Annotated in this window: 24 protein-coding genes; 13 read left to right on the forward strand and 11 right to left on the reverse strand. The window is 64.8% G+C overall.

What is annotated here, in order from left to right; translation table 11 throughout:
* On the reverse strand, window positions 1-764 hold a 764-nt coding region (locus B3D39_RS07185; protein WP_286789554.1), incomplete at its 3' end, for a DUF4131 domain-containing protein.
* 113 nt (window positions 765-877) lie between these two features.
* On the opposite strand from B3D39_RS07185, the gene gltX reads away from it, so the two are divergent.
* From gltX to B3D39_RS07220, 7 genes are all read left to right on the forward strand, one after another.
* A complete protein-coding gene (gene gltX, locus B3D39_RS07190; protein ID WP_286789555.1) occupies window positions 878-2272 on the forward strand; it encodes a glutamate--tRNA ligase in 1395 nt (464 codons plus the stop codon).
* A gap of 79 nt (window positions 2273-2351) precedes the next feature.
* Window positions 2352-3647, forward strand: coding sequence for a citrate synthase (gene gltA / locus B3D39_RS07195; protein WP_078520131.1), 1296 nt, complete (start codon window positions 2352-2354; stop codon window positions 3645-3647).
* A 134-nt stretch (window positions 3648-3781) separates the two neighbouring features.
* On the forward strand, window positions 3782-4198 hold the full coding sequence (locus tag B3D39_RS07200; protein ID WP_078571935.1) for a DUF1284 domain-containing protein: 417 nt from the start codon (window positions 3782-3784) through the stop codon (window positions 4196-4198).
* Between the two features lie 137 nt (window positions 4199-4335).
* Window positions 4336-5010, forward strand: coding sequence for an SDR family NAD(P)-dependent oxidoreductase (locus tag B3D39_RS07205; RefSeq protein ID WP_078547783.1), 675 nt, complete (start codon window positions 4336-4338; stop codon window positions 5008-5010).
* A gap of 137 nt (window positions 5011-5147) precedes the next feature.
* On the forward strand, window positions 5148-5933 hold the full coding sequence (surE, locus tag B3D39_RS07210) for a 5'/3'-nucleotidase SurE (protein ID WP_078542835.1): 786 nt from the start codon (window positions 5148-5150) through the stop codon (window positions 5931-5933).
* Window positions 5930-6586: a protein-L-isoaspartate(D-aspartate) O-methyltransferase gene (locus tag B3D39_RS07215; protein WP_078520134.1), complete on the forward strand. Its 657-nt coding sequence runs from the start codon at window positions 5930-5932 to the stop codon at window positions 6584-6586. The genes surE and B3D39_RS07215 overlap by 4 nt, the downstream gene beginning before the upstream one ends.
* Window positions 6587-6640: 54 nt before the next feature.
* The gene (locus tag B3D39_RS07220) at window positions 6641-7834 is read left to right on the forward strand and encodes a LysM peptidoglycan-binding domain-containing protein (protein WP_274962548.1); all 1194 of its coding nucleotides are present in this window, start codon (window positions 6641-6643) and stop codon (window positions 7832-7834) included.
* 51 nt (window positions 7835-7885) lie between these two features.
* Here the strand turns inward: B3D39_RS07220 and B3D39_RS07225 are convergent, their stop codons facing one another.
* The gene (locus B3D39_RS07225; RefSeq protein WP_274962547.1) at window positions 7886-8311 is read right to left on the reverse strand and encodes an Lrp/AsnC family transcriptional regulator; all 426 of its coding nucleotides are present in this window, start codon (window positions 8309-8311) and stop codon (window positions 7886-7888) included.
* A 121-nt stretch (window positions 8312-8432) separates the two neighbouring features.
* Between B3D39_RS07225 and rocF the strand changes: the two genes are divergently transcribed.
* The 3 genes from rocF (at window position 8433) to B3D39_RS07240 (ending at window position 11793) form a co-directional block, all read left to right on the forward strand.
* Window positions 8433-9359, forward strand: coding sequence for an arginase (gene rocF, locus B3D39_RS07230; RefSeq protein ID WP_274962546.1), 927 nt, complete (start codon window positions 8433-8435; stop codon window positions 9357-9359).
* Window positions 9360-9364: 5 nt separating this feature from the next.
* Entirely contained in the window at window positions 9365-10414 is a 1050-nt protein-coding gene (locus B3D39_RS07235; protein ID WP_152844997.1) for an ornithine cyclodeaminase, read from the forward strand.
* Between the two features lie 68 nt (window positions 10415-10482).
* A complete protein-coding gene (locus B3D39_RS07240; RefSeq protein ID WP_274962545.1) occupies window positions 10483-11793 on the forward strand; it encodes an NAD(P)/FAD-dependent oxidoreductase in 1311 nt (436 codons plus the stop codon).
* 39 nt (window positions 11794-11832) lie between these two features.
* On the opposite strand, the gene B3D39_RS07245 is transcribed toward B3D39_RS07240, so the two are convergent.
* The 4 genes from B3D39_RS07245 to B3D39_RS07260 form a co-directional block, all read right to left on the reverse strand.
* Window positions 11833-12675, reverse strand: a complete 843-nt coding sequence (locus B3D39_RS07245) for an ATP-binding protein (RefSeq protein WP_274962544.1) — start codon at window positions 12673-12675, stop codon at window positions 11833-11835.
* Window positions 12672-13544, reverse strand: coding sequence for a twin-arginine translocase subunit TatC (gene tatC / locus B3D39_RS07250; RefSeq protein WP_078601717.1), 873 nt, complete (start codon window positions 13542-13544; stop codon window positions 12672-12674). The genes B3D39_RS07245 and tatC overlap by 4 nt, the downstream gene beginning before the upstream one ends.
* Window positions 13541-14176, reverse strand: coding sequence for a Sec-independent protein translocase protein TatB (gene tatB / locus B3D39_RS07255; RefSeq protein ID WP_078601716.1), 636 nt, complete (start codon window positions 14174-14176; stop codon window positions 13541-13543). Before tatB ends, tatC begins: the two co-directional genes overlap by 4 nt.
* A gap of 77 nt (window positions 14177-14253) precedes the next feature.
* On the reverse strand, window positions 14254-14481 hold the full coding sequence (locus B3D39_RS07260) for a twin-arginine translocase TatA/TatE family subunit (RefSeq protein ID WP_078520142.1): 228 nt from the start codon (window positions 14479-14481) through the stop codon (window positions 14254-14256).
* 187 nt (window positions 14482-14668) lie between these two features.
* On the opposite strand from B3D39_RS07260, the gene B3D39_RS07265 reads away from it, so the two are divergent.
* From B3D39_RS07265 to B3D39_RS07275, 3 genes are all read left to right on the forward strand, one after another.
* Window positions 14669-15061: a helix-turn-helix transcriptional regulator gene (locus tag B3D39_RS07265; protein WP_078601715.1), complete on the forward strand. Its 393-nt coding sequence runs from the start codon at window positions 14669-14671 to the stop codon at window positions 15059-15061.
* A 40-nt stretch (window positions 15062-15101) separates the two neighbouring features.
* Window positions 15102-15746, forward strand: coding sequence for a MarC family protein (locus B3D39_RS07270; RefSeq protein WP_078520144.1), 645 nt, complete (start codon window positions 15102-15104; stop codon window positions 15744-15746).
* Window positions 15747-15817: 71 nt separating this feature from the next.
* The gene (locus tag B3D39_RS07275; RefSeq protein ID WP_078520145.1) at window positions 15818-16411 is read left to right on the forward strand and encodes a retropepsin-like aspartic protease family protein; all 594 of its coding nucleotides are present in this window, start codon (window positions 15818-15820) and stop codon (window positions 16409-16411) included.
* Window positions 16412-16643: 232 nt separating this feature from the next.
* On the opposite strand, the gene B3D39_RS07280 is transcribed toward B3D39_RS07275, so the two are convergent.
* From B3D39_RS07280 to soxA, 5 genes are all read right to left on the reverse strand, one after another.
* Window positions 16644-17879, reverse strand: a complete 1236-nt coding sequence (locus tag B3D39_RS07280; RefSeq protein ID WP_274962543.1) for a glycerate kinase type-2 family protein — start codon at window positions 17877-17879, stop codon at window positions 16644-16646.
* A 191-nt stretch (window positions 17880-18070) separates the two neighbouring features.
* The gene (locus B3D39_RS07285) at window positions 18071-19192 is read right to left on the reverse strand and encodes a c-type cytochrome (protein WP_274962542.1); all 1122 of its coding nucleotides are present in this window, start codon (window positions 19190-19192) and stop codon (window positions 18071-18073) included.
* Window positions 19173-20483 carry a sulfite dehydrogenase gene (gene soxC / locus B3D39_RS07290; protein WP_078542823.1) on the reverse strand — a complete coding sequence of 437 codons (1311 nt, stop codon included), beginning with the start codon at window positions 20481-20483 and terminating at the stop codon, window positions 19173-19175. Before soxC ends, B3D39_RS07285 begins: the two co-directional genes overlap by 20 nt.
* A 59-nt stretch (window positions 20484-20542) precedes the next feature.
* The gene (soxB, locus tag B3D39_RS07295; RefSeq protein WP_274962541.1) at window positions 20543-22234 is read right to left on the reverse strand and encodes a thiosulfohydrolase SoxB; all 1692 of its coding nucleotides are present in this window, start codon (window positions 22232-22234) and stop codon (window positions 20543-20545) included.
* Between the two features lie 156 nt (window positions 22235-22390).
* A complete protein-coding gene (gene soxA / locus B3D39_RS07300; protein WP_078520150.1) occupies window positions 22391-23251 on the reverse strand; it encodes a sulfur oxidation c-type cytochrome SoxA in 861 nt (286 codons plus the stop codon).
* Window positions 23252-23343 lie beyond the last annotated feature (92 nt).

Raw genomic sequence — 23343 nt, forward strand, 5'->3', positions numbered from 1 at the left:
CGCGCCTGGATCGCCGCCGAGAGCCGCATCCGCGCCCGATGCGCCGCCATCGCCCAGTCGCCGGGATCGGGTGGCGCAATGCGCAGCACCGGCGCGCGGGTATAACCGATCGCGCCGAGGCGATCGAACCAAGCGGTGCGGCGAAAATCGTAATCCCTTGGGGCCGCTGGCGGCGGCGGGGGCGAGAGATTCGCCGTGAGCATGACCTGCGTGCCGGGCTCGGGGCTGAACTGACTTTGATCGCCGTGCAGCGTCACGCGCACCCGCGCCGGGGTCTTGGCGGGCGGAATTCGGTCGATCCGCACCCGGTCCAGCGTCAGCCGGATCAGGTCGGAGCGCGCGCGGTCAATTTTCACGATCCGCCCGCTGACGGGGCCGTAATAGCGATACTGCAGCACCGGGGCGGCAACGAGATGGGCGCGCAGCCCTGCGAGCAACAGCCCCAGAGCCGCAAGGGCGATCAGCGCCGCGGGCAGCCGAAACCATGCCGCAGCGCGCAGCCAAAGCGCGAGAGAGAGCGCGCAGATTACGAGCGTGCTCAGGTAGATAGGCCATCCCGGCTCGATCCCGAGGGAGAAATACGCACCGACCCCGACGCCGAGCGCCACTGGCATCCACAGAAAAAGCTGCGCGCGGGCCCGCGCCAGCGCGCCCAGCGGATCGGAGAGCCCCCCGAAGAGCGCCGCGATCAGACGCGGAGCGCGGCCCGCGCCCGTCGCGCCCTCCGCCTGCGCCCAGTCGCCGGGTTCGGCATTGATCGCCATGCTTGTCCTCGGCCCCGTCCCTGCTTATGCATCGAGCCGAGAAAGCCTATGCGCTTGATGGTTTCCGATAGGTTAACGCGGGCCGGTAAGAGCCCGCGAAGAAAGGTCCCGACATGTCCGACCAGATTGTCACCCGTTTCGCCCCCTCTCCCACCGGCTATCTGCATATCGGCGGTGCGCGCACGGCCCTGTTCAACTGGCTCTATGCCCGTGGGCGCGGCGGCAAATTCCTGCTCCGTATCGAGGATACCGATCGCGAACGCTCCACCCCCGAGGCCACGGCGGCGATCCTTCAGGGGCTCGAATGGCTGGGGCTCGACTATGACGGCGACGTGGTGAGCCAGGCTGCGGGCGCGGCCCGCCATGCCGAGGTCGCCCATCAGATGCTGGAGAAAGGCCACGCCTATAAGTGCTTCTCCACGCAGGAAGAGATCGCGGCCTTCCGCGAGGACCCGGCGAACAAGGGGCAGATGTTCCCCTCGCCGTGGCGCGATGCCGATCCGTCGACGCATCCGGATGCGCCCTACGTGATCCGTCTGAAAGCGCCCCGCGAGGGCACGACCGTGATCACCGACGCCGTGCAGGGCGAGGTGACGATCCGCAACGATCAGCTCGATGACATGATTTGTTTACGTTCTGATGGCACACCCACCTACATGCTGGCCGTTGTCGTCGATGACCATGATATGGGCGTGACCCATGTGATCCGCGGGGACGACCATCTCGTCAATGCCGCGCGGCAGATGCTGGTCTATCGCGCGATGGGCTGGGACGTGCCCACCTTCGCGCATATCCCGCTGATCCACGGCCCCGACGGCAAGAAGCTGTCGAAACGCCACGGCGCGGTCGGCCTCGAGCAGTATCAGGCGATGGGCTATCCGGCGACGGGGATGCGCAACTACCTCGCGCGGCTCGGCTGGAGCCATGGCGACGACGAATTCTTCACCGATGAGCAGGCGAAGGAATGGTTCGACATCACCGGCATCAACAAGGCGCCGGCGCGGCTCGATTTCAAGAAGCTCGAAAATATCTGCGGCCAGCATATCGCGATCACCGATGAGGCCGAATTGCTGCGCGAAATCGAAGGTTATCTCGCAGCTGCAGAAAAACCCCCGCTGGGTGACGCACAGAAATCTGCGCTTATGCGCACGCTTCCCATCGTGAAGGGGTCGGCGAAGATGTTGCCGCAACTTCTTGAAAAGGCGCACTTCTCTTTGACGCAGCGCCCGATCGAGATCGAAGAGAAAGCGGCCAAGGCGCTCGATGATGTATCCCGTGGTATACTGAGTGAATTGACCTTTGCGCTGCAACGCGCTAATTGGTCGCGGGAAGACCTGGAAGCCGCCGTCGGACAGGTTGCCGAAGCGCACGGACTGGGCCTTGGGAAGGTCGCTGCTCCGATGCGGGCGGCCTTGGCGGGGCGAGCGGCTACCCCCAGCGTATTCGATATGATGCTCGTTTTGGGCCAAGAGGAAACTCTGGCACGACTCGACGATCAGGCGGCCTGAGGCCTGGCCGCCCTCTCCGGACGCCTGTCCGGACGCGATAGACCGGCGCGGCCCAGCCGGAGGATGAAAGGGAATTTACATGGCAGACAATTCGAAGACCGCCACGCTCTCGCTTGACGGACAAACCTATGAGCTTCCCGTGCTCTCGCCCTCGGCTGGTCCCGACGTGCTCGATATCCGCAAGCTCTACGGTCAAGCCGACGTCTTCACCTACGATCCGGGCTTCACCTCGACCGCAGCCTGCGAGTCCAAGATCACCTTCATCGATGGTGGCAAGGGCGAGCTGCTGTATCGCGGCTACCCGATCGACCAGCTCGCCTCGGAATCGCACTATCTCGAAGTGTGCTACCTGCTTCTCTACGGGGAACTGCCGAGCAAGCAGCAGATGGAAGATTTCGAATATCGCGTGACCCGTCACACGATGATCCACGAGCAGATGAAGCAGTTCTTCCAGGGCTTCCGCCGTGACAGCCACCCGATGGCGACCATGGTCGGCGTCGTGGGCGCGCTCTCGGCCTTCTATCACGACAGCCTCGACATCTCGGACCCGTGGCAGCGCGAAGTCGCCTCGATCCGTCTGATCGCGAAGCTGCCGACGATCGCCGCGATGGCCTACAAGTATTCGATCGGTCAGCCCTTCGTCTATCCGAAGAACGAGCTGAGCTACGCCGAGAACTTCCTGCATATGTGCTTCTCGGTCCCGGCCGAAGACTACAAGATCGAGCCGGCGCTCGCGAAGGCGATGGACCGTATCTTCACGCTCCACGCCGATCACGAGCAGAACGCCTCGACCTCGACCGTGCGTCTGGCAGGCTCCTCGGGCGCGAACCCGTTCGCCTGTATCGCAGCCGGCATCGCCTGCCTCTGGGGCCCCGCCCACGGCGGCGCAAACCAGGCCTGCCTCGAGATGCTGCGCGAAATCGGCACCGTCGATCAGATCCCGGAATATATCAAGCGCGCCAAGGACAAGGATGACCCCTTCCGCCTGATGGGCTTCGGCCACCGCGTCTACAAGAACTTCGACCCGCGTGCGAAGGTCATGAAGGAATCGGCGGACGAGGTGCTCGACCTGCTCGGCATCCACGACAACGAGACCCTTCAGGTCGCTAAGGAACTCGAGAAGATCGCTCTGGAGGACGACTATTTCGTCTCGAAGAAGCTCTATCCGAATGTCGACTTCTACTCGGGCATCATCCTCGAGGCGATGGGCTTCCCGACCTCGATGTTCACCCCGATCTTCGCGCTCTCGCGCACCGTCGGCTGGATCTCGCAGTGGAAAGAGATGATCGAAGATCCGACCGGCAAGATCGGTCGCCCGCGTCAGCTTTACACCGGCGCGACCTATCGCGATTACGTCGATATCGCCAAGCGCTGAGCGTAAGCCAAATCATTGCGGGCCGGAGGGGAGACCTTCCGGCCCATTTTCTATTCTGATACCGGGAAAAGGGGGCGCTGCCCCCTTCTGGCTGCGCCATTCATCCCCCGGGATATTTACCCAAGAGCGAAGACATGGCTGACCGTCTGACATATCGCCCGCATCATTTCCTCTGCTCGCTTGGCTTCGAGGGGAAGGGATATTCGGATCTCTTCACCGCGAATATGACCGAGATCGTCGAAGGACGCCTGCGGCGCGCGGACGGCGCGGCGGTGGAGATCGAGGTGGTGGGCGCGGCGGATGATATCTGCGGCCCCTGCCCGTCGCGGCGCGGATCAGGCTGCACCGCGCAGGCGAAGATCGACCGTCTGGACGCGGCCCATGCCGAGGCGTTGGAGATTGCGCCGGGCGATCTGCTGACATGGGGCGAGGCGCTGGAGCGGATGGCCGCCCTGCCCGCCGATGTGCATCAGACGATCTGCGCCGAATGCCAATGGCTGAGCGCGGGCATGTGCGCCGCCGCCCTCGCCCGACTTCAGGACAAAGCGTAGCGCCGCCCCCGGCCAGGAGGCCAGCACTGTAAAGCTGCCCAACGCGCTCGCCCGTCAGTCTGCAAAACAGCGGGAAAGGCGCGGGACGTGCATCTGCACGCTTGCGCGACGCCGGGTGTGGTGGCAAGAAACGCGCCATGAGCACGGATCAGACCCAAGACCCTTCGCAGGGCAAGAAACTGGCGCTTGTCACAGGCGCTTCGCGTGGCCTTGGCGGGGCGATCGCCGAAGCTTTGGCCGCAGACGGCTGGCATGTCATGGCCGTCGCACGGACCACCGGCGCGCTGGAAGAGCTCGACGACCGCATTCAGGCGAAGGGCGGCACCGCTTCGCTCGGTCCGCTCGACGTGACCGAACCCGATCAGATGGCGCATCTCGCGCAGTCGATCGGCGCGCGCTGGGGTGGGCTCGATCTCTGGGTGCACACGGCGATCCATGCCGCACCGCTCTCGCCGACCGGGCATATCGACGCGAAGGAACTGGCCAATTCGGTCAAGGTGAACGTGACCGCGACCGCGCAGCTCATCGGGCTGATGGAGCCGCTGCTGCTCGCGCGCGAAGGCACCGCGCTGGCCTTCGACGATCCGCGTGCAGGGCAGAAATTCTTCGGCATCTATGGGGCTACGAAAGCCGCGCAGATGGCGATGATGCGCTCGTGGCAGGCCGAGACCGTGAAGATCGGGCCGCGCGTGGTGATTGCGGAGCCTGCGCCGATGGCGACCGCGCTGCGCGGACGGTTCTTCCCCGGCGAAGATCGCGAGGCGCTGGCCGATCGCCACGCCGAGGCACGGCGCATCCTCGACACGCTCTGAGAACGACCAAAGCGCCGCCGAAATGCCCTCCGGCTGCGGCGCTTTGGCGACACATCCGCGCTGTCGCCCGCCCCCGCTTTACCCTTCATCCGCCGCACGGTAAGCATCGGGTGACGCGACGGCGAACTGGGGGCAGCATGCGTATTCTCATCACCAATGACGACGGGATCGACGCACCGGGACTGGCCGTTCTGGGCGAGATCGCCGAAGAACTGGCAGGCCCCGATGGCGAGGTCTGGACGGTCGCGCCGGCTTTCGAGCAATCGGGCGTCGGCCATTGCATTTCCTACACCCGGCCGATGATGATCTCGAAACTGGCCGAGCGTCGTTTCGCCGCCGAAGGCAGCCCCGCCGATTGCGTGATGGCTGGGCTGTATGACGTGCTGGAGGAGCAACGGCCCGATCTGGTGCTCTCGGGCGTGAACCGGGGCAACAACTCCGCCGACAACGCGCTTTATTCCGGCACGTTGGGCGGCGCGATGGAGGCGGCGCTGCAAGGCGTGCCCGCGATCGCCCTGTCGCAATTCATCGGCCCCGAGGTCTTCAACGCCCCCGACATGTTCGAGGCGGCCCGGGTCCATGGCGCGGCGCTGGTGCGCAAGCTGATCGATCAGGGCATCTGGGACGACGGCGATTACCGGGTCTTCTACAACGTCAACTTCCCGCCGGTGCTGGCCAAAGACGTCAAAGGCCACAAGGTCGCAGCGCAGGGCTTCCGCAAGGATTGCTTCTTCTCGACCGAGGCGCATCACGCGCCCTCGGGGCGACGTTTCCTCTGGATCAAGGGCGGCCCGCAGCACACCCCGACGCAGCCGGGCACCGATGCCGCCGTCAATCTCGACGGCTATATATCGGTCACGCCGATGCGCGCCGATCTGACGGCGCATGACGTGATCGCCGATCTGGAGGCCCGTCTGGGATGAGCGAGGATGCGGAAGAGGATCTGGCCGAGCGCAAGATGCGGTTCCTCTTCGCACTGCGCTCCAAGGGCGTGACCGACGCGCGCACGCTGCACGCGATGGAGGGGATCGACCGCGGCCAGTTCGTGCGCGGCATCTTCGCCGACCGCGCTTATGAGGACATGCCCCTGCCCATCGCCTGCGGGCAGACGATCTCGCAGCCCTCGGTCGTGGGGCTGATGACGCAAGCCGCGGATGTGGGCTCGCGCGACACCGTGCTCGAGATCGGCACCGGCTCGGGCTATCAGGCCGCGATCCTGAGCCAGCTCGCCCGCCGCGTCTATACCGTGGACCGGCATCGCAGGCTGGTGCGCGAGGCCGAAGGCGTCTTCAACGCGCTGCGGCTCACCAATATCGTCGCGATTTCCGGGGACGGCTCGCACGGGCTGCCCGATCAGGCGCCCTTTGATCGAATCATCGTGACTGCCGCCGCGGAAGACCCGCCCGGGCCGCTCTTGGCCCAGCTGAAGATCGGGGGTATCATGGTTTTGCCCGTGGGCCAGTCGGACACGGTGCAAAGCCTGATCCGGGTGCGCCGGCTCGAGACGGGTTTCGATTACGAAGAATTACGTCCGGTGCGCTTTGTTCCCCTCGTAGAGGGCGTGGCAAACGACTAAGTGGCAGGTAAGAACGGACCCCGAAGAGGTCTGAGAGACAGTGAGGACGAGCGGATGGCAACGAAGATTTCCCGGCTGCGGCTGATCCTGGCAGGTGGCGTCGCGCTGACGGCGTTGGCCGCCTGTAACCCGAACGGGTTCGATCTGGACATGCGCGGCTATGGCAATGGCGGGCTCGACACGAGCGCCGCCGCCCGGCAGGCGGTGCAGGACCGCCCGCGCCCGAACGCGCAGGGCATCATCACCTACCCGAATTATCAGGTCGTCGTGGCGCGCCGCGGCGATACGGTCAATTCCGTCGCGCAGCGGATCGGCACCGATCCCGGCGCGCTGGCTCGCTACAACGCGGTCTCGCCCGATGCGGTGCTGAACGCGGGCGAAGTGCTGGCCCTGCCCAACAAGGTCGCGACCACGGGCGGCTCCGCGACGCCGGGCAACTCCAGTGCCCTGACCTCTGAGACGATCGACATCACCTCGCTCGCCTCGAACGCGATCGATAGATCGCAGGCGAACCAGCCCGCCAAACCGACGCCGGCCTCGGCCCCGGTCTCCACCAACAGCGCCGAGCCGATCCGCCACAAGGTCGCACGCGGCGAGACCGCCTATTCCATCGCGCGCTACTACTCGGTGCCGGTGAAGGCGCTGGCCGAATGGAACGGACTGCCCAACGATCTGCGCGTGCGTGAAGGTCAGGTGCTGATCATCCCGGTCGCGTCGAGCCGCCAGCCCGCGAAGGTCGAAACGGCAACGGCCACGACTGCGCCGGGCACCGGTTCACCGACCCCGGTGCCGCCGTCCGCAGCAGAGCCCCTGCCCCAGAAGACGCCGCCGAAAGCGTCCGAGCCGGTCAAGACGAAGACCCCGGACATGAGCACCGATCGCACCAAGGCGTCGGACACGTCGAAGATGGCGATGCCGGTGCCGGGTTCGATCATCCGCCCCTACAAGAAGGGCTCGAACGACGGCGTCGACATCTCGGCCACGGCCGGAACCTCGGTGAAAGCCGCCGAGAGCGGCACCGTGCTGCTGATCAGCCAGGACACCGACGATGTCGCCTTCCTCGCGATCAAGCATCCCGACAATCTGGTGACGGTCTATTACAACGTGACCGGCATCACGGTGAAAAAAGGCGCGAGCGTCAAGCGCGGCCAGACTATCGCCAAGGTCGCGTCGGGCGATCAGGGCTATCTGCATTTCGAGGTCCGCAAGGGGATCGATTCCGTCGATCCGATGCCCTACCTCAACTGATCTTTTGCGGCGGGCCGGAGATGTTTCGGCCCGCCCGCGCGCCCTGCCCGCTCAGCCGGCGACAGGCGCAAGCAGCAGACAGCTTTCGCTGTTGAGCACCCCCGGAATTTCCCGAATATCACGCAAAGCCCGGTCGAATTCGCCCAGGGTCTCGGCCCGGATTTCCGCCACCAGATCCCAGTTGCCATTGGTCGCGAAGACCGTTGTCACCTCCGGAATGCGATGCAGCGCCCGGATCACCGCGCGCGACATCTTGCCCTGCAACTCGACCAGCGTGATCGCGCGCACCTGCCCCTCCACGTCGGTCTCCGTCTCGATGGTGAAGCGGCGGATCTGCCCCGAGGCGATCAACGCCTCCAGACGTGTCCGGGCAGTGGTGCGCGAGACGCCGACATGCAGCGCCAGATCGGTGATGGAGAGCCGCGCATCCTCGCGCAGAGCCGCAAGGATCGCACGGTCCGTATCATCGAGCTGCATGCTCCCTCCGTTTTGCGCAGTATATTGATCGTTTTGCGCAATTTTAGTTCCGATTTGCGCAAATTGACAAGCGAAACCTCTGCGCCATTTCGTCAGACTAAGACCAACAAGGGAGATCTCGATGACACGCACAGTTTCGATTCTGGGCGCGCCTATTCAAACTGGCGCTTCGCAACCCGGCTGCATCATGGGTCCGGCCAGTCTGCGCATCGCGGGGCTGGGCGACATCCTGACCGAGCTGGGCTGGGAGGTGGATGATCTGGGCGACCTGTCGATCCCCCCGCAAAAGCCGGTGCCGCACAAGAACCCCGCGATCCACGATCTGGCCGAAACCCGTGCCTGGATCGAGGCGCTCTCGCAGGCGGCTTTCGATGCCGCGCAGACCCATGACCGCCCGATCTTCATCGGCGGCGATCACGCGCTGGCCGCGGGCACGCTAAGCGGCCTCGCGCGGCATGCGAAGACGCAAGATCGCCCCTTGTTCGTCCTGTGGCTCGATGCCCACCCCGACCTGCACACGTTGGAGACCACGACCAGCGGCAACCTGCATGGCACCCCCGTGGCCTATGTCACCGGCCAACCCGACTTCGAGGCCTTCCCGCCACTGGAAGCCAGCATCGATCCGAAGAATTTCTGCATGATGGGCATCCGCTCGGTCGATCCGGCGGAGCGCGCGCGCATCAAGCAGATCGGCCTGGAAGTCCATGACATGCGCGCCATCGACGAGACCGGCGTGCTGGCCCCGCTGCGCGCCTTTCTCGACCGCGTGCGCGAAGCCAACGGCCTGCTGCATGTCAGCTTCGACGTCGATTTCCTCGACCCCAGCATCGCGCCCGCCGTGGGCACCACCGTGCCGGGCGGCGCCACCTTCCGCGAGGCGCATTTGATCATGGAAGAGGTCGGCGACAGCGACCTCGTCACCTCGCTCGACATTGTCGAGCTCAACCCTTTCCTCGACGAACGCGGCCGCACCGCGAAACTGCTGTGCGACCTCGCAGCCAGCCTCTTTGGCCGCCGCGTTCTCGACCGCATGACACGGAGCTTTTGATGGATATGTCACCTCTCGCCCCCTCCAAACTGGCTTTCGTGCCCTTCGTTTCCGTCGCCAACATGATGAAGCTGGTGAACGAGATCGGCCCCGAACAGGTGATGCGCGACCTCGCCGCCTATATCGAGGAAGATTTCCGCCGCTGGCCGGATTTCGACAAGACGCCGCGCGTGGCGAGCCATTCGGCGGAGGGCGTGATCGAGTTGATGCCGACCGCGGACGCCGAGAATTACGGCTTCAAATACGTCAACGGCCACCCCAAGAACGGCCGCACCGGGCACCAGACCGTGACGGCTTTCGGCGTGCTGTCTTCGGTCGCGACGGGCTACCCGCTGCTGATGACCGAGATGACGATGCTGACGGCGTTGCGTACCGCGGCGACCTCGGCTCTGGTGGGCAAATACCTCGCTCCGAAGGGCGCGACGGTCATGGGCATGATCGGCAATGGCGCGCAATGCGAGTTTCAGGCGCTGGCCTTCCGCGCGATCTGCGGCATCGACACGCTGCGGCTCTATGACATCGACCCGACGGCGACCGAGAAGGCCGCGAAGAACCTGACCGCGCAAGGGTTCAACGTCACCAAATGCCGCTCGGCCGAGGAAGCTGTCGAAGGCGCGCAGGTCATCACCACCTGCACCGCTGACAAGCAATATGCGACGATCCTGACCGACAACATGGTCGGCTCCGGCATCCATATCAACGCGATCGGCGGCGACTGCCCCGGCAAAACCGAACTGCATCGCGACATCCTCACCCGCTCGGAGATCTTCGTCGAATACCCGCCGCAGACCCGCATCGAGGGCGAGATCCAGGCACTCGACGAAGACCATCCGGTAACCGAGCTGTGGAAGGTCATGCGCGGCGAGGCCGAGGGCCGACGCGACGCGAAACAGATCACACTGTTCGATTCCGTGGGCTTCGCGATCGAGGATTTCAGCGCGCTCCGCTACATCCATGACCGCGTGAAGGATGGCGACTACGCGCAGATGCTCGATCTTATGGCAGACCCCGACGATCCGCGCGATTTGTTCGGGATGCTGACGCGGGCGGGCTGAGCCCGCTTGCGCTTGGCGCGCGCGCGTGGCACCGAAAGCCAAACGCCCCTTTCAGACGAGTGCGCGACATGACCCATCAGACCCACCCCTATGCGGGCGACGGCAGCCATACCGGCAGCTACTACGCGGCTTCGGCCAACCCGGCACCCTTGCGCGCGGAACTGGTGGGCGATCAGGAGGCAGATATCTGCGTCGTCGGCGCGGGCTTCTCGGGCCTCTCGACCGCGCTTCATCTGGCTGAAAAAGGCTACAGCGTCACCGTCGTCGAAGGCGCGCGCATCGGCTGGGGCGCCTCGGGCCGCAATGGCGGTCAGGTCGTGAACGGGCTGAACGCGAGCCTCGACGTGATCGAGAGCCGCTACGGACAGGACACCGCGAATTTCGTCGCCGGCCTCGTGATGGAAGGCGGCGACATCATCCGCGAGCGCGTCGCAACCTATGACATCCAGTGCGACCTGAAGCCCGGCAATGTCTTCGCGGGGCTGACGGCGAAGCACATGCATGAGCTGGAAGCGCGCTGGAAGCTCTGGCGCAGCTACGGCATCGAAAGCCAGGAGATGCTGAGCCGCGAGCAGATGCGCGAGCATGCGAATTCCGACCTCTATGCGGGCGGCATGATCGACCATAAGGGCGGACATTTGCATCCCCTAAACCTCGCGCTTGGCGAGGCGGCGGCCGTCGAGAAGCTCGGCGGCACGATCTACGAGATGTCCCCTGTGACCTCCGTCGACACCGAAGCCGCTCGCCCGGTGATCAAGACCGCGAAGGGCCAGATCACCGCGAAGACGCTTGTGCTGTGCGGCAATGCCTATCTCGGCCATGTTGTGCCCACGCTGGAGCGCCGCGTGATGCCCGTCTCGACGCAGGTGATGGCGACCGAACCGCTGGGCGAGGCGAAGGCCCACGAGTTGATGCCGTCCGATGCCTGTATCGAGGACGTGCGCTACATCCTCGACTATTACCGCATGTCCGCCGACAACCGCCTGCTGTTCGGCGGCGGCACGGTCTATGGCGGGGCGGATCCGAAGGACATCAAGGCGAAGCTCTGGAAGAACCTCGAGAAGGTCTTCCCGCAGCTCAAGGGCACCAAGATCGACTACGCCTGGTCGGGCAATTTCGCGCTCTCCTTCAGCCGCGTGCCGCAGATGGGCCGGATCGGGCAGAACACCTATTTCGCGCATGGCTACTCGGGCCACGGCGTCACCGGCTCGCATACTTTCGGACGCATCCTGTCGGAGGCGATCAACGGCGATCTGACCCGGTTCGACACGTTTGCGAAACTGCCTTGGATTCCGTTCCCCGGCGGGCGCACCTTCCGCGTGCCCTATTCGGTCGCGGGGTCGTGGTGGTATGCGCTGCGCGATCGGCTGGGGGTCTGAGCCCCCTGCCCGCGACGCCAGTTATGCGGCGAGGCGCGCTTACAGCGCGACGCCGCGCCGCCCGGCCAGATCGGTAAAATACTGCCATGCCACACGGCCCGAACGCGCCCCGCGCGTGGCCTGCCATTCGATGGCCTCGGCGCGCAGTTCCTCGTCGGAAATCTCCACGCCGTAGCTGTCGCAATAGCCGCGGATCATCGTGAGGTATTCGTCCTGCGAACACGGGTGGAAGCCCAGCCACAGACCGAAACGGTCGGATAGCGAGACTTTCTCTTCCACCGCCTCGGACGGGCTGATCGCGGTCGAACGTTCGTTCTCGATCATGTCGCGCGGCATCAGGTGACGCCGGTTCGACGTGGCATAGAGGATCACGTTCGCGGGCCGCCCCTCGATCCCGCCATCCAGCACCGCTTTCAGCGATTTGTAATGCTGGTCGTCATGGCTAAACGAGAGATCGTCGCAGAACAGGATGAAGCGCATCTCGGGCGCGTCGCGCAGATGCGCGAGCAGACGGCCGACGGACGGCAGATCCTCGCGTGCAAGCTCCACCAGTTTCAGCGGTAGCCCTTCGGCCACCGCCGCGGCGTGGGCCGCTTTCACGAGCGAAGATTTCCCCATGCCGCGCGCGCCCCAGAGAAGCGCATTGTTCGCCGCCGCCCCGCGCGCGAATTGCAGCGTGTTGGCCAGCAGCGTGTCGCGCGAGCGGTCGATGCCGTGCAGCAGGCTGAGGTCGACGCGGTTCACCTGCGGCACGGGCTCCAACCGATCCGGTGCCGTGTGCCAGATGAAGGCGCTGGCCGAGGCGAAGTCGGGGGCGGGCTGCGGAGCGGGCGAGAGCCGCTCCAGCGCCGTGGCGATCCGGTTCAGCGCCGCGTCACTCATGCCTTGCCGTCCTTCTCGTCTTCTTCGTCCTCGTCATCGTCCCATTCGTCGGGGTCGATCCAGGTGCCTTCGGCGCGCATCCGGGCTTCGCGGGTCTTCTCGATCCGTTTCACGAGCTGGATGGAAATCTCGTAGAGACCGTAAACCACCGTGAACAGAATGACCTGAGAGATCACATCCGGGGGCGTGGCGATCGCCGCCACCACGAGGATCGCGACCACCGCGTATTTGCGCATGTTGCCGAGACCTTCGGAGGACACGAGCCCCGCCTTGCCCATCAGCGACAGCAGCACGGGCAGCTGGAAGCAGATCCCGAAAGCCATGACGAACTTGATCGTCAGGTTGAGATATTCCTGCACCGAACCCTGGAAGCCGATGGCGGCCATCTCGTTCGCGCCCGAAGTCGCGCCGATCTCGCCCTGCTGGAAGCCGAGGAAGAAGTTAAAGGCCAGCGGCAGGATGATGTAATAGGCAAACGCCGCGCCAAGGAAGAACATCACCGGCGAGGCGATCAGGAAGGGCAGAAAAGCGTTCTTCTCGTTGCGATAGAGGCCCGGCGCCACGAACCGCCACATCTGATAGGCGATGATCGGGAAAGCCAGGGCAAAACCGCCGAGGAAAGAGATGTTGATCGCGACGAAGAAGCCTTCCTGCAGCTTGATCAGGTAGAGGCCGCATTGCTCGCCGCGCGATTCCAGTGCCGAGCAGACCGGGCGGGTCAGGAAGTTGAAGATCGGGTTCCAGACCGTGTAGCAGACCACCATCGCGACGATGAAGGCCCCCAGCGAATAGAGGATGCGCGTGCGCAGTTCGGCAAGGTGCTCGATCAGCGGGGCCGAGCTTTCCTCGATCTCGTTATTGTCGCTCATGCGTCACCCTTCTTCGCGGCGGGTTTCTTCGCCGCCGTCTTTTTGGCCGCCGGTTTGGCACCGGTTTTCGCGGCGGGTTTACTGCTCGACTTGGTTGCCGGCTTGGCGCTGGATTTCGCTGCGGTCGAAGTGCCCGTCTTGGTGCCAGTCGTCTTGGCGCCAGTCTTGGCTGCGGTCTTCGGCGCGGCTTTCTTCGCAGCGGGCTTGGCCGCCGGCTTGCTTGCCGTCTTGGATGTCTCGGGTTTGGCCGTCTCGGCCGGGCTCGCCTCGGGTTGGGCTGCCTCAGGCTTGGGCGGCTCCGCCTCGGGATCGGGCTTGAGCGAGGTCTTCCCACTCTCGGACCGGCCCGGCTCCCATTTCTCGAACGCATCGGTCGCTTTTTCCAGCGCGTCGAGCCCGAGCGATTTCTTGGACGCCAGCGATTTCAGATCGCGCACGGAGCCCGCGGCTTCATCAAGCCCGGTATCCTTCGCCGCATCTTCCATCGCCCGCGAAAACTCGCGCCCCATCGCCTTGGCCTTCGCAGTGATGCGGCCAAGCTGGTGGAACATCTTGGGCAGATCCTTCGGCCCCACGACGATCAGCGCCACGACGCCGATCAGCAGAAGCTCGCTCCAACCGATGTCTAACATGAGTGCTCAGGCCTCCGGCCGATTGAGGACGCAAAGGCAAACGGGCACCAGCCCGCAACCCCCGAATGCGATCAGGCTCAGGCCTTGTCTTTTTCTTTCTGGACTTCGTCAGCCGGGGTCACGTCACGTGCCTCGTCGACGGTGCCGTCCTCGATTTCTTTCGAGCCGTCGCTCACGCCTTTCTTGAAGGCGGTGATGCCTTTGCCGACTTCACCCATGAGCGAGGAAATCTTGCCGCGGCCAAAAAGAACCAGAACCACGACGGCGATCAGAAGAAGGCCGGGAAGGCCGATATTGTTGAGCATTGTTGTCTCTCCTCTGGTCACGGGCCCGCCGCCCGCGCCTTATGTCGGTCCCGAGTTTTAGGATCATGCGGGCCTCAATCCTAGACCGATTCCGCCCAAACGGGGCTTTGAGGGGCAGATTACTGACAGTTCATTGTCAGTTGCCCGCCCTCGCGTTACCCTTCTCGCGACCCTATCGGAGAGCCCCATGACCCGCGACGAGCGGCTGCAACAGATCATCGCTATCCTGCGCGACGGCAAGATGCATCGCGCCAGCGACCTGGCCGAGCGGCTGGGCGTTTCCGCCCGCACGATCTGGCGCGACATGGCGGAAATCTCGGCCTATGGGGTGCCTGTCGAGGGGGAACGCGGCGTGGGCTACATCCTCCGCCGGGCCGTGGGCCTGCCGCCTCTGGTGCTGACCCGAGAGGAGCTGGCGGCACTCGATCACCTGCTCGATCTGGCCGAGGCGGTGGACGATCCGCGCCTTGCCGGAGGGGCCGCGAGTCTGGCCGCGAAGATCCGCGCCGCCCTGCCCTCTGCGCCCGCCGAAGCCTCTCCCGAAGACGCCGGGGAAGGGCTGGCGGGGGATCGGGGATGACGCTAGGCTCGCCTGCGAAACTTGGAAGGGATGCCCCTACGTGATCGGTGCCGAATACATCACTGCTTTCGTGACGCTTTTCGTCATCATCGATCCAATCGGTCTGGCCCCGGTCTTCATCGCGCTGACGCTGGGCGAAAGCCACCGCGCGCGTCTGCGCATCGCCTTCCGCGCGCTCATCATCGCCGCCGTGCTGCTGACGCTGTTCGGCATCTTCGGCGACAAGATACTCGCCGGGATCGGCATTTCCATGCCCGCCTTCCGCATCGCGGGCGGGGTGCTTTTGTTCCTCACCGCGCTCGACATGCTGTTCGAGCGCCGCACCAAGCGCCGTGAGGCGCAGGGCGAGGAGCACGAGGCCGACCCCGAGACCGATCCGTCCGTCTTCCCGCTGGCGACGCCGCTGCTGGCCGGCCCCGGCGCGATGGCCACGATGATCCTGCTGGCAGGGCGCGAGGGCGGCGACTGGCTGCATGTCGTGGCGATCATCGCCATGATGCTTCTGGTGCTGGGCTGTGTCCTCGTGATGTTCCTGCTCGCCACGCCGATCGAGCGCGCGCTGGGGCGCACCGGCACGATGGTCGTCACCCGGCTTCTGGGGATGCTGCTGGCCGCGCTGGCGATCCAGTTCATCCTCGACGGGCTGCACGGTGCGGGGTTGATGGGCGGCGTCCCGACCGGCTGAGGCAATCCGCCCTCTGGGAAAGTCACCTGAGCGGACCTATCTGAAAGAGATCGGTAGGGGTAACGAGGATCATGGTGGAGACGATCATCAGCGAAAACTGGGGACGGCTGGTCTATCTGAGCCTCCTGCTCGTCGCCGTGGGCGGGTATTTCGTGCTCGAAATCCGCCGCCGTCCCGGTCGCACCATGCAACAGGCCGCGATCTGGGGGCTGATCTTTCTCGGCACGCTCGCCGCGGTCGGGCTTTGGACCGATATCCAGCGGCAAGTCTCGATCCCCGATCAGGCGGTGATGCGCGATGGCCGGATCGAGGTGCCGCAAGCGCCCGACGGGCATTATTACCTCACCGCCGAGGTCAACGGCACGCCGATCCGCTTCGTCGTCGATACCGGCGCGAGCCAGATCGTGCTGACCCAGCGCGCCGCAGAGCGCGCGGGCATCAACACTTCCGATCTCGCCTATATCGGGCAGGCGCGCACCGCCAATGGCATCGTCGCGACCGCGCCGGTGCGGCTGGAGCGCTTCGATCTGGGGCCGATCCACGACAGCAACCTGCGCGCCGTGGTCAATCGCGGATCGATGGATACCTCGCTTCTGGGCATGACCTATCTCACCCGCTTCGCGAAGGTGGAATTCGCACGCGGCACGCTGATCCTTGAACGCTGAGCAGGCACGGCCCGCAATCGTCGTGATCCTGCCTTTTTTGCGCCTCAATCTTTGCCGAGGCTCCGAGGGCGCCCGCCGCTCAGGCCGCGCCACTCAGGCTTCGTTACGAGGAAAACACGCATGGTTGCTTTCGACACACTCGCTCTCGCGATCATCACCGTCGCCGCCATTCGCGAAGCCTATCTCCGCCTGCGCCCGATGATGCGTTCCGCCGAAGCAGAGCGCGGCTAAGCTAGCCTTTCACCAAAACCGCGAGATCGGCCACATTCGTGCCGGTCGCCCCCGTCATCAGCAGCGCATCGGCCGCCTGCAGGACGTGATAGCTGTCGTTGCGCGCAAGCGCCGCATCGCAATCGACGCCCGCCGCCCGCGCCGCCGCGCAAGTCCCCGGCCCCACCAGACCACCCGCCGCATCCGTCGGCCCGTCACGGCCATCGGTGCCGCCCGAGAGGAAGCGCCACGCGCCCTCGATCCCGGCCGCCTCCGCCGCGCAAGCCACCCGCAGCGCCAGCTCCTGATTGCGCCCGCCGCGGCCGTCACCCTTGATAGTAACGGTGGTCTCACCGCCCATGACCAAAGCGCCTGCGGGCATATCGCGCAGCAGAGCCACAATCTGCGGCGCGAGATCGGCCACGTCCCCGTCGAGCGCGAAGGGCGCCACCTCGGCGCCTGCAGAGACCATCGCCGCGACCGACAGCCCGTTCGCCCCGATCAAACGGTTGCGGGCAGCGGGGAGCGCGGGCTCGGCGCCGGAGGCATCAAGATGCGCCTGCACAGGGGCGGGCAAAGCCTCCCAGATCCCGAGATCACGGCAAAGCTGCGCCGCCTCAGCCCGCGTACCGATCGGCTCGACCGTCGGCCCCGAGGCAATCACGCGCAGATCGTCGCCCGGCACGTCGGACAGGATCAGTCCCGTCACCGGGGCCGCGCTGGCAAGCAGCCAGCCGCCGCCTTTGAGTTGGGAAAGTTGCTGACGGATCAGGTTCATCTGCGTGATATCCGCCCCGCAGCCGAGCAGAAGGCGGCTGACCTCGGCCTTGTCCGACAGGCTCAGCCCCTCGACCGGCGCGACGGCCAGCGCGGAGCCGCCGCCGGAGATCAGCGCCAGAACGCGATCCTCCGGCCCACAGCCCTGCAGGCACTCCAGAATTGCGCGCCCAGCCCGCTCGCTGCCCTCGCCCGGCACCGGGTGGTCGCCCGCGATCAGCGTAACGCCCGCGCGCGGGGGCGCCGCTTCGGCATTCTCGGGGTTGGTGACAACCAGCGCCTGCGCCTCTTCGGGCAGCGCGTCCAGCGCCGCCGCAGTCATCGCTAGCGCCGCCTTGCCGAGCGCGACCACCTGCCAGCGCCCGCCCGGCCCCGGCGGGTTCTCCATCGCCCAGCCCATCGCGCGGGTCACCCCCGCTGCCGGGTCGGCCGTCTTCACCCCGATGTCGAACAATTCGCGCGCGCGTGCTTCCAGATCCATTCCTGCCCCCGTGGTTTGGTGCAAGTATCCCCGGGGAGCGGCGAGCTGCAACCCCGCCGGCGGAAGGCAATCCAGACGCGGTACGAAATGAAAAGACGCCCGCGGGGAGCGCGGGCGTCGAAACACGATCAGGCGGAAGGCCCCTGTCGGTTTAAGTGAGCGGGGACCGAAGCCCCCGCCCGGGGAGGGTATTAGCCACCTTGGCTCTCGATGTAGGCGAGCACCGCCTTGACGTCTTCGGGGTCTTTCAGACCGGCGAAGGACATCCGGTTCTTCGGAATGTAGCCCTTCGGATCGGCGAGATACTCCTCGACCGTCTGCTCGGTCCAAACCAGACCGTCCTCGCCGTGCTGCTTCATCGCGCTCGAGTATTTGAAGCCGTCAACCGTCCCGGCCTGGCGCCCGATCAGCCCGTTGAGCACCGGACCGACGCGGTTCTTCGCGTCTTCGCCGACCTGGTGGCAAGCCTTACACTTCTTGAAGACCTTCTCGCCAGCTGCGACCAGCTCCGGGTCAGCCGAGAGGCTTTCCGCCGGTGCGGCCTCTGCCTTGGCTTCCTCCGCAGCCGCCGGAGCGTCCTGCGCCGGAGCTTCGGCAGTGTCGGTTTGGGCCGTATCGCTTTGGGCCGTGTCGGTTTCCGCCGCAGTATCGGCAGCCGCCGTGTCCTCGCCGTTGCCCTCATCGGGGGTCACGTCGAGAATGGTCGCCTTCTTGGTGATCTGCACGTCGGTCTTACAATCGCTCATGCAAGCGGCTTCCGAGAACTTCGGCACTTCGACCTCATCGCGGTTATCCACGATGAACCCATCGGCGTTCGGCATCTCCACGTCGAGGAAGTTATCCTTCGTGAGGACGAAATCGTCTTCCACGAGATAGTTCGAGTAGAGGATGTAGGCGACGATGGCGTAGGTCTCGTCGACGGTCAGCGTCTGCGCGTTGCCGAACGGCATCGAGCGGTGCGCATAGTCCCAGACGGTCGACAGGTAGGGCCAGTAGGAACCGACGGTTTTCACCGGGTCCTTGTTGGCCAGCGTCCCGTCGCCCCCGGCCAGTTTCGGCCAGTTGTCGACACCCTCGGCGAAGTCGCCGTGGCACGCCGCGCAGTTGTCGGCGAAGATTTTCTCACCATCGGCAACCGAACCCGAACCTTCGGGAAGGTTCTTGCCATCGGGGAAGACCTCGACGGTCCAGGCGTTGATTTCCTCGGGCAGCGCTTCGCGCCCCAGACCGTATTTCTCGGCCAGAGCGGGCGTCGCGACGAGCGGAGCGGCCAGAAGCGTGGCCAGCAGCAGATTACGACGACACTTCGACATTCTCGGACTCCCCGTTTTCCTTGACCCACCAGGTCTGGATACCGTTGTTGTGATAGACCGAATTCTCGCCACGGATCGCGCGTAGCGCGTCCTTGGTCGGCTGAACGTAGCCGGTGGAATCGGTAGCGCGGGACTGAAGGAGCATCTCCGAACCGTCCCAGTCGATCTCGAGGTAGAAGCGCGAGACCGCCTTGTCGACGCCCGGCTCGGCCAGACGAGCTTCCTGCCAGTTCGCACCGCCATCGATCGACACGTCGACCTTGGTGATGTGACCGCGACCCGACCAGGCCATGCCGGTGATGACCAGCGGACCCTTGCCGTGCTTGATCGGCATCTGCGGGCTGGGCGAGGTGACGACCGATTTGGCGTCCATGACCCAGGTCCACTTGCGCGACGTGCCATCGGCGAGCGTGTCGGTGTATTTCGAGGTTTCTTCGCGCGACTGCACGGCCTCGTCGGTGACTTCTAGGCGACGCAGCCACTTCACCCACATGTTGCCTTCCCAGCCCGGAACCACGAGGCGCACCGGATAGCCGTGCTCCTTGCGCAGCGCCTCGCCGTTGGCCTTGATGGCCACGAGACAGTCGTCGAGCGCTTTCTCCAGCGGGATCGAGCGGCCGTTCGAGGACGCGTCGGCGCCTTCGGCATAGACCCACTTGTCCTTGATCTGGTCGCCGAGATTGGTGATCCCCGCTTCTTCGAGCAGCGTCCGCAGCGGGATGCCCGAATATTGCATGTTGTGGATCATGCCCTGGGTGAACTGCGCACCGTTGAGCTGTGCGCCAGCCCATTCCATGCCCGAGTTCGCGGCGCATTCGAGGAAGTAGGTACGGTTCTCACGCGGGAAACGCTCCAGATCCTCGTAGGTGAAGACCAGCGGCTTATCGACGAGGCCGTTGATCATCAGGCGGTAGTCTTCCTTCTTCAGCTCGATCGCGCCCGAGTGGTGACGCTCGAAAGCGCAGCCGGTGGGGGTGATCGTGCCGTCGAGGGCGTGGATCGGCGTGAAGTTGATCGACGAAATCGTATCCGCCGTCAGCCAGCCGACATTGCGGCGGATGACGTCATCTTCGAATTCGATCGGCAGGCCATAGGGGGTTGCATCGACCCCGTCGCCCCAGCCCGAAGCCCAAGGCTGAACTTCGGTGATCAACGGATCGGGTTGCGTTTGCGCGCGCGCGGCACCAGCACCTGCGGCCATCGCACCGACCGCAGCCCCTGCGCGGAGGAACCCGCGGCGGCTGAGGGCGGCATTGGTGGCCGGGTTGCCCTGGCGTTCCTTGTCGTCCATGTGTTTTCCTCCAGTCTCTAACCCCCTGCGGGGCGCAATCATCGACGGGCGGGACCGGCTTAAACGCCGGTCACGACCACCGAGTCATTCGGTTTCAAGTCAACGGTTTTGATCTTGCGCAGGTGATCGGCGATCACGTCCCAGATCTGCGGCCCTTCGGTGCCTTCGTTGACCGAGGCCCAGCCCGTCACGACGTAGTTGCGTGCCGGGTCGATATCGGAGCCGTCCTTCAGGAGCGTCATGTTGGAAATCCGCTCGCCGATCGGCTTCGAAACGTCGATGTGGTAGCCCATGCCACCCACACGAACCATGTCCCCGCCCTGCTGGTAGTAGGGGTCGGTGTTGAAGATGTTGTCGGCCACGTCTTCGAGAATGGTCTTGATCAGCTCGCCCGTCATCTCGGTGCGATAGTTCTCGCCATAGGTCATCGAAGTGGCGTTGAGCACGTCTTCCATGGTGATTTTCTGCCCCGGGATCAGCGACGGCCCCCAGCGCACACCCGGGCTCATCGCGATCTCGGCGTCCTGCTCGGACAGCATCGCTTCGCAGATCAGGTCGTCCCAGGTGCCGTTGAAGTTGCCGCGGCGATAGAGCAGCGAGTTGGTCTCGCCCACGACTTCCTCGAGCTCGGCCTTGTAGGGCTCGCGATGGCCCATGATGACGTCGGTCATCTCTTTGTCGGGCTCGATCACGTCGGAGAAGATCGGGATCAGCTTGTGGCGGAAGCCCATCATCTTGCCGTCGCGCACGTCGAGATCGACGCGGGAGACGAATTTGCCGTTCGAGCCCGAGGCGATCAGGATCGTCTCGCCCACGAGGACCGGCTCGGGAATGGCGTCATGGGTGTGACCGGTGAGGATCACGTCGATGCCCTTCACGCGGCTCGCCATCTTGTGGTCCACGTCGAAGCCGTTATGCGACAGGCAGACGACCAGATCGACGCCCTTTTCGCGGACCTCGTCGACCACCGCCTGCATACGCTCTTCGCGGATGCCGAAGGAGTAGTCGGGGAACATCCAGCCGGGGTTCGCGATCGGCATGTAGGGGAAGGCCTGACCGATGACCGCGATCTGCGTGCCGTTACGCTCGAAGATCTTGTAGGGCTCGTAAGCGGGCTCGTCCCATTCGGCGTCAAAGATGTTCGCGCCGAGGAAGGGGAAGGGAAGGCCGTCGACGATCTCGTTCACGCGGTCCTGACCATAGGTCCATTCCCAGTGCGAGGTCATCGCCTCGACGCCGAGCGTGTTCATGACGTCGACCATGTTCTGGCCCTTGGTCTTCAGCGCGACCATCGAGCCATGCCAGGTGTCGCCGCCATCGAGAAGCAGCGCGTCGGGACGCTCGGCCTTGATCGCTTTCACGATCGTCGCCACGCGGTCCATGCCGCCCATTTTGCCGTAGGACTTCGCGAGATCGGTGAAGTTCTCGTAGGTCAGCGCGTAGGCGTCAGGCGTGTTCGGCTCGATGTTGAACATCTTGAGGAAGTCCGCGCCGGTGACATGCGGCGGACGGCCCTTGGCCTCACCCACGCCGAGGTTGATTTCCGGCTCGCGGAAATAGATCGGCATCGCTTGCGCGTGGATGTCGGTGATGTGGATCAGCGTGACGTTGCCCAGCGGCTCGAACTGCAGGAGCTGGTCCTGAGTCAGCGACTGCTGCGCCATGGCGCGCGACCAGCGCGACAGGCCCGAAGCACCGAGGATAGTCGAGGCGGCCAAGCTCGCCTGAAGAAATTCCCGCCGGGAAATCATGCGATGTGTCTCCTTCTTCTCACCGGGCCCGTGCGCCCGGCGGTCGTTTCATTCGGGTAAATTGACAAACAAATTCAGACAGATATTAAAAATTGAATATGTTGAAACGAAACGCGCGGGACAGGGAGGCCCCTGCCCCGCGCATCAAGTCAAAGGTCAGGGACGGACGCCGCCGCCCTCGATATCGAGACCCAGGCCGCGCGAGGCGACATAGAGCTCAAGATTGCGGAACTCGTCCGAACCGGGGCTGTAGGTTTCCGCACGCGTATCGCGGATACAGCCTTTGAAGCGGTTGTGGATCGACACCACGCCCGCGTTCTTCAGACGGTAGACCGGGAAGCCCTGAATCTGGCCCTGGCTGAGGTGGTCAGCGCGGATGTAGTTGCCGTAGTTCTCTTCGTGGCACGACGCGCAGGACAGCTCGAGCTGACCGTAGCGGGTGTAGTACATCTCCTTGCCCTTCTCCCAGAAAGGCTGAGCGTCGCCGTCGATCTTGACGCTGACGGGCATGCCACGCGACTCGACCGCGATTGCGGTGGTCATGTTATGCATCGGAGTGCTGTCCCAGCCCCAGGCTTCGGCGCCCATGCGGTTGGTGCGGCAATCGTTGATGTAATCTTCCATCGACCACAGCTTGCCGGCTTCGTTCACCTTCGGCATCGAGGCGCGGACGCCTTTCATGCCTTCGCTGATGTCGCCGTGGCAATCTGCGCAGGACTTGCCCTCGGAGCCGTCAGCGGTCGACCAGGTTTCCTGGCCTTGCTCGGCGAAGATCATGATCGGGTTGTCGAAGTCGTCCTGTTCCATCGCGCGGGTCTCGTCCGTGCGGAAGAGCCAGCCGGAATAGACCTCGTCGAGGTGCCCTTCGAGGTGATCGGCGGCGGGCGCCTTCACCGTGATCGGGGTGTCGCCGTTGATGACGAGTTCGTCGTCAGCCATTTCGGCGTGCAGCGCCGCGGTGCTGAGCGCGAAGGCTGCAGTGGCGGCTAGGATGGTGCGGCTGGTGCGCAACGTCATATTCTGTGTCCTACCTGGGTGTGCCCCGCGCCCATCGATCTCCCCAAACAGGCGCGGTTCTCTGTTCTTGGTGAGGCGGCGCGCTCCCTCAC

It is taken from the genome of Thioclava sp. UBA3469, from assembly GCF_002378135.1.
Classification (GTDB): Bacteria; Pseudomonadota; Alphaproteobacteria; order Rhodobacterales; family Rhodobacteraceae; genus Thioclava; species Thioclava sediminum.

Excerpts from the sequence above, each read along its gene's own strand:
- gltX (WP_286789555.1), top strand. The coding sequence starts at position 878 with ATGTCCGACCAGATTGTCACCCGTTTCGCCCCCTCTCCCACCGGCTAT.
- gltA (WP_078520131.1), top strand. The coding sequence starts at position 2,352 with ATGGCAGACAATTCGAAGACCGCCACGCTCTCGCTTGACGGACAAACC.
- B3D39_RS07200 (WP_078571935.1), top strand. The coding sequence starts at position 3,782 with ATGGCTGACCGTCTGACATATCGCCCGCATCATTTCCTCTGCTCGCTT.
- B3D39_RS07205 (WP_078547783.1), top strand. The coding sequence starts at position 4,336 with ATGAGCACGGATCAGACCCAAGACCCTTCGCAGGGCAAGAAACTGGCG.
- surE (WP_078542835.1), top strand. The coding sequence starts at position 5,148 with ATGCGTATTCTCATCACCAATGACGACGGGATCGACGCACCGGGACTG.
- B3D39_RS07215 (WP_078520134.1), top strand. The coding sequence starts at position 5,930 with ATGAGCGAGGATGCGGAAGAGGATCTGGCCGAGCGCAAGATGCGGTTC.
- B3D39_RS07220 (WP_274962548.1), top strand. The coding sequence starts at position 6,641 with ATGGCAACGAAGATTTCCCGGCTGCGGCTGATCCTGGCAGGTGGCGTC.
- B3D39_RS07225 (WP_274962547.1), bottom strand. The coding sequence starts at position 8,311 with ATGCAGCTCGATGATACGGACCGTGCGATCCTTGCGGCTCTGCGCGAG.
- rocF (WP_274962546.1), top strand. The coding sequence starts at position 8,433 with ATGACACGCACAGTTTCGATTCTGGGCGCGCCTATTCAAACTGGCGCT.
- B3D39_RS07235 (WP_152844997.1), top strand. The coding sequence starts at position 9,365 with ATGTCACCTCTCGCCCCCTCCAAACTGGCTTTCGTGCCCTTCGTTTCC.
- B3D39_RS07240 (WP_274962545.1), top strand. The coding sequence starts at position 10,483 with ATGACCCATCAGACCCACCCCTATGCGGGCGACGGCAGCCATACCGGC.
- B3D39_RS07245 (WP_274962544.1), bottom strand. The coding sequence starts at position 12,675 with ATGAGTGACGCGGCGCTGAACCGGATCGCCACGGCGCTGGAGCGGCTC.
- tatC (WP_078601717.1), bottom strand. The coding sequence starts at position 13,544 with ATGAGCGACAATAACGAGATCGAGGAAAGCTCGGCCCCGCTGATCGAG.
- tatB (WP_078601716.1), bottom strand. The coding sequence starts at position 14,176 with ATGTTAGACATCGGTTGGAGCGAGCTTCTGCTGATCGGCGTCGTGGCG.
- B3D39_RS07260 (WP_078520142.1), bottom strand. The coding sequence starts at position 14,481 with ATGCTCAACAATATCGGCCTTCCCGGCCTTCTTCTGATCGCCGTCGTG.
- B3D39_RS07265 (WP_078601715.1), top strand. The coding sequence starts at position 14,669 with ATGACCCGCGACGAGCGGCTGCAACAGATCATCGCTATCCTGCGCGAC.
- B3D39_RS07275 (WP_078520145.1), top strand. The coding sequence starts at position 15,818 with ATGGTGGAGACGATCATCAGCGAAAACTGGGGACGGCTGGTCTATCTG.
- B3D39_RS07280 (WP_274962543.1), bottom strand. The coding sequence starts at position 17,879 with ATGGATCTGGAAGCACGCGCGCGCGAATTGTTCGACATCGGGGTGAAG.
- B3D39_RS07285 (WP_274962542.1), bottom strand. The coding sequence starts at position 19,192 with ATGTCGAAGTGTCGTCGTAATCTGCTGCTGGCCACGCTTCTGGCCGCT.
- soxC (WP_078542823.1), bottom strand. The coding sequence starts at position 20,483 with ATGGACGACAAGGAACGCCAGGGCAACCCGGCCACCAATGCCGCCCTC.
- soxB (WP_274962541.1), bottom strand. The coding sequence starts at position 22,234 with ATGATTTCCCGGCGGGAATTTCTTCAGGCGAGCTTGGCCGCCTCGACT.
- soxA (WP_078520150.1), bottom strand. The coding sequence starts at position 23,251 with ATGACGTTGCGCACCAGCCGCACCATCCTAGCCGCCACTGCAGCCTTC.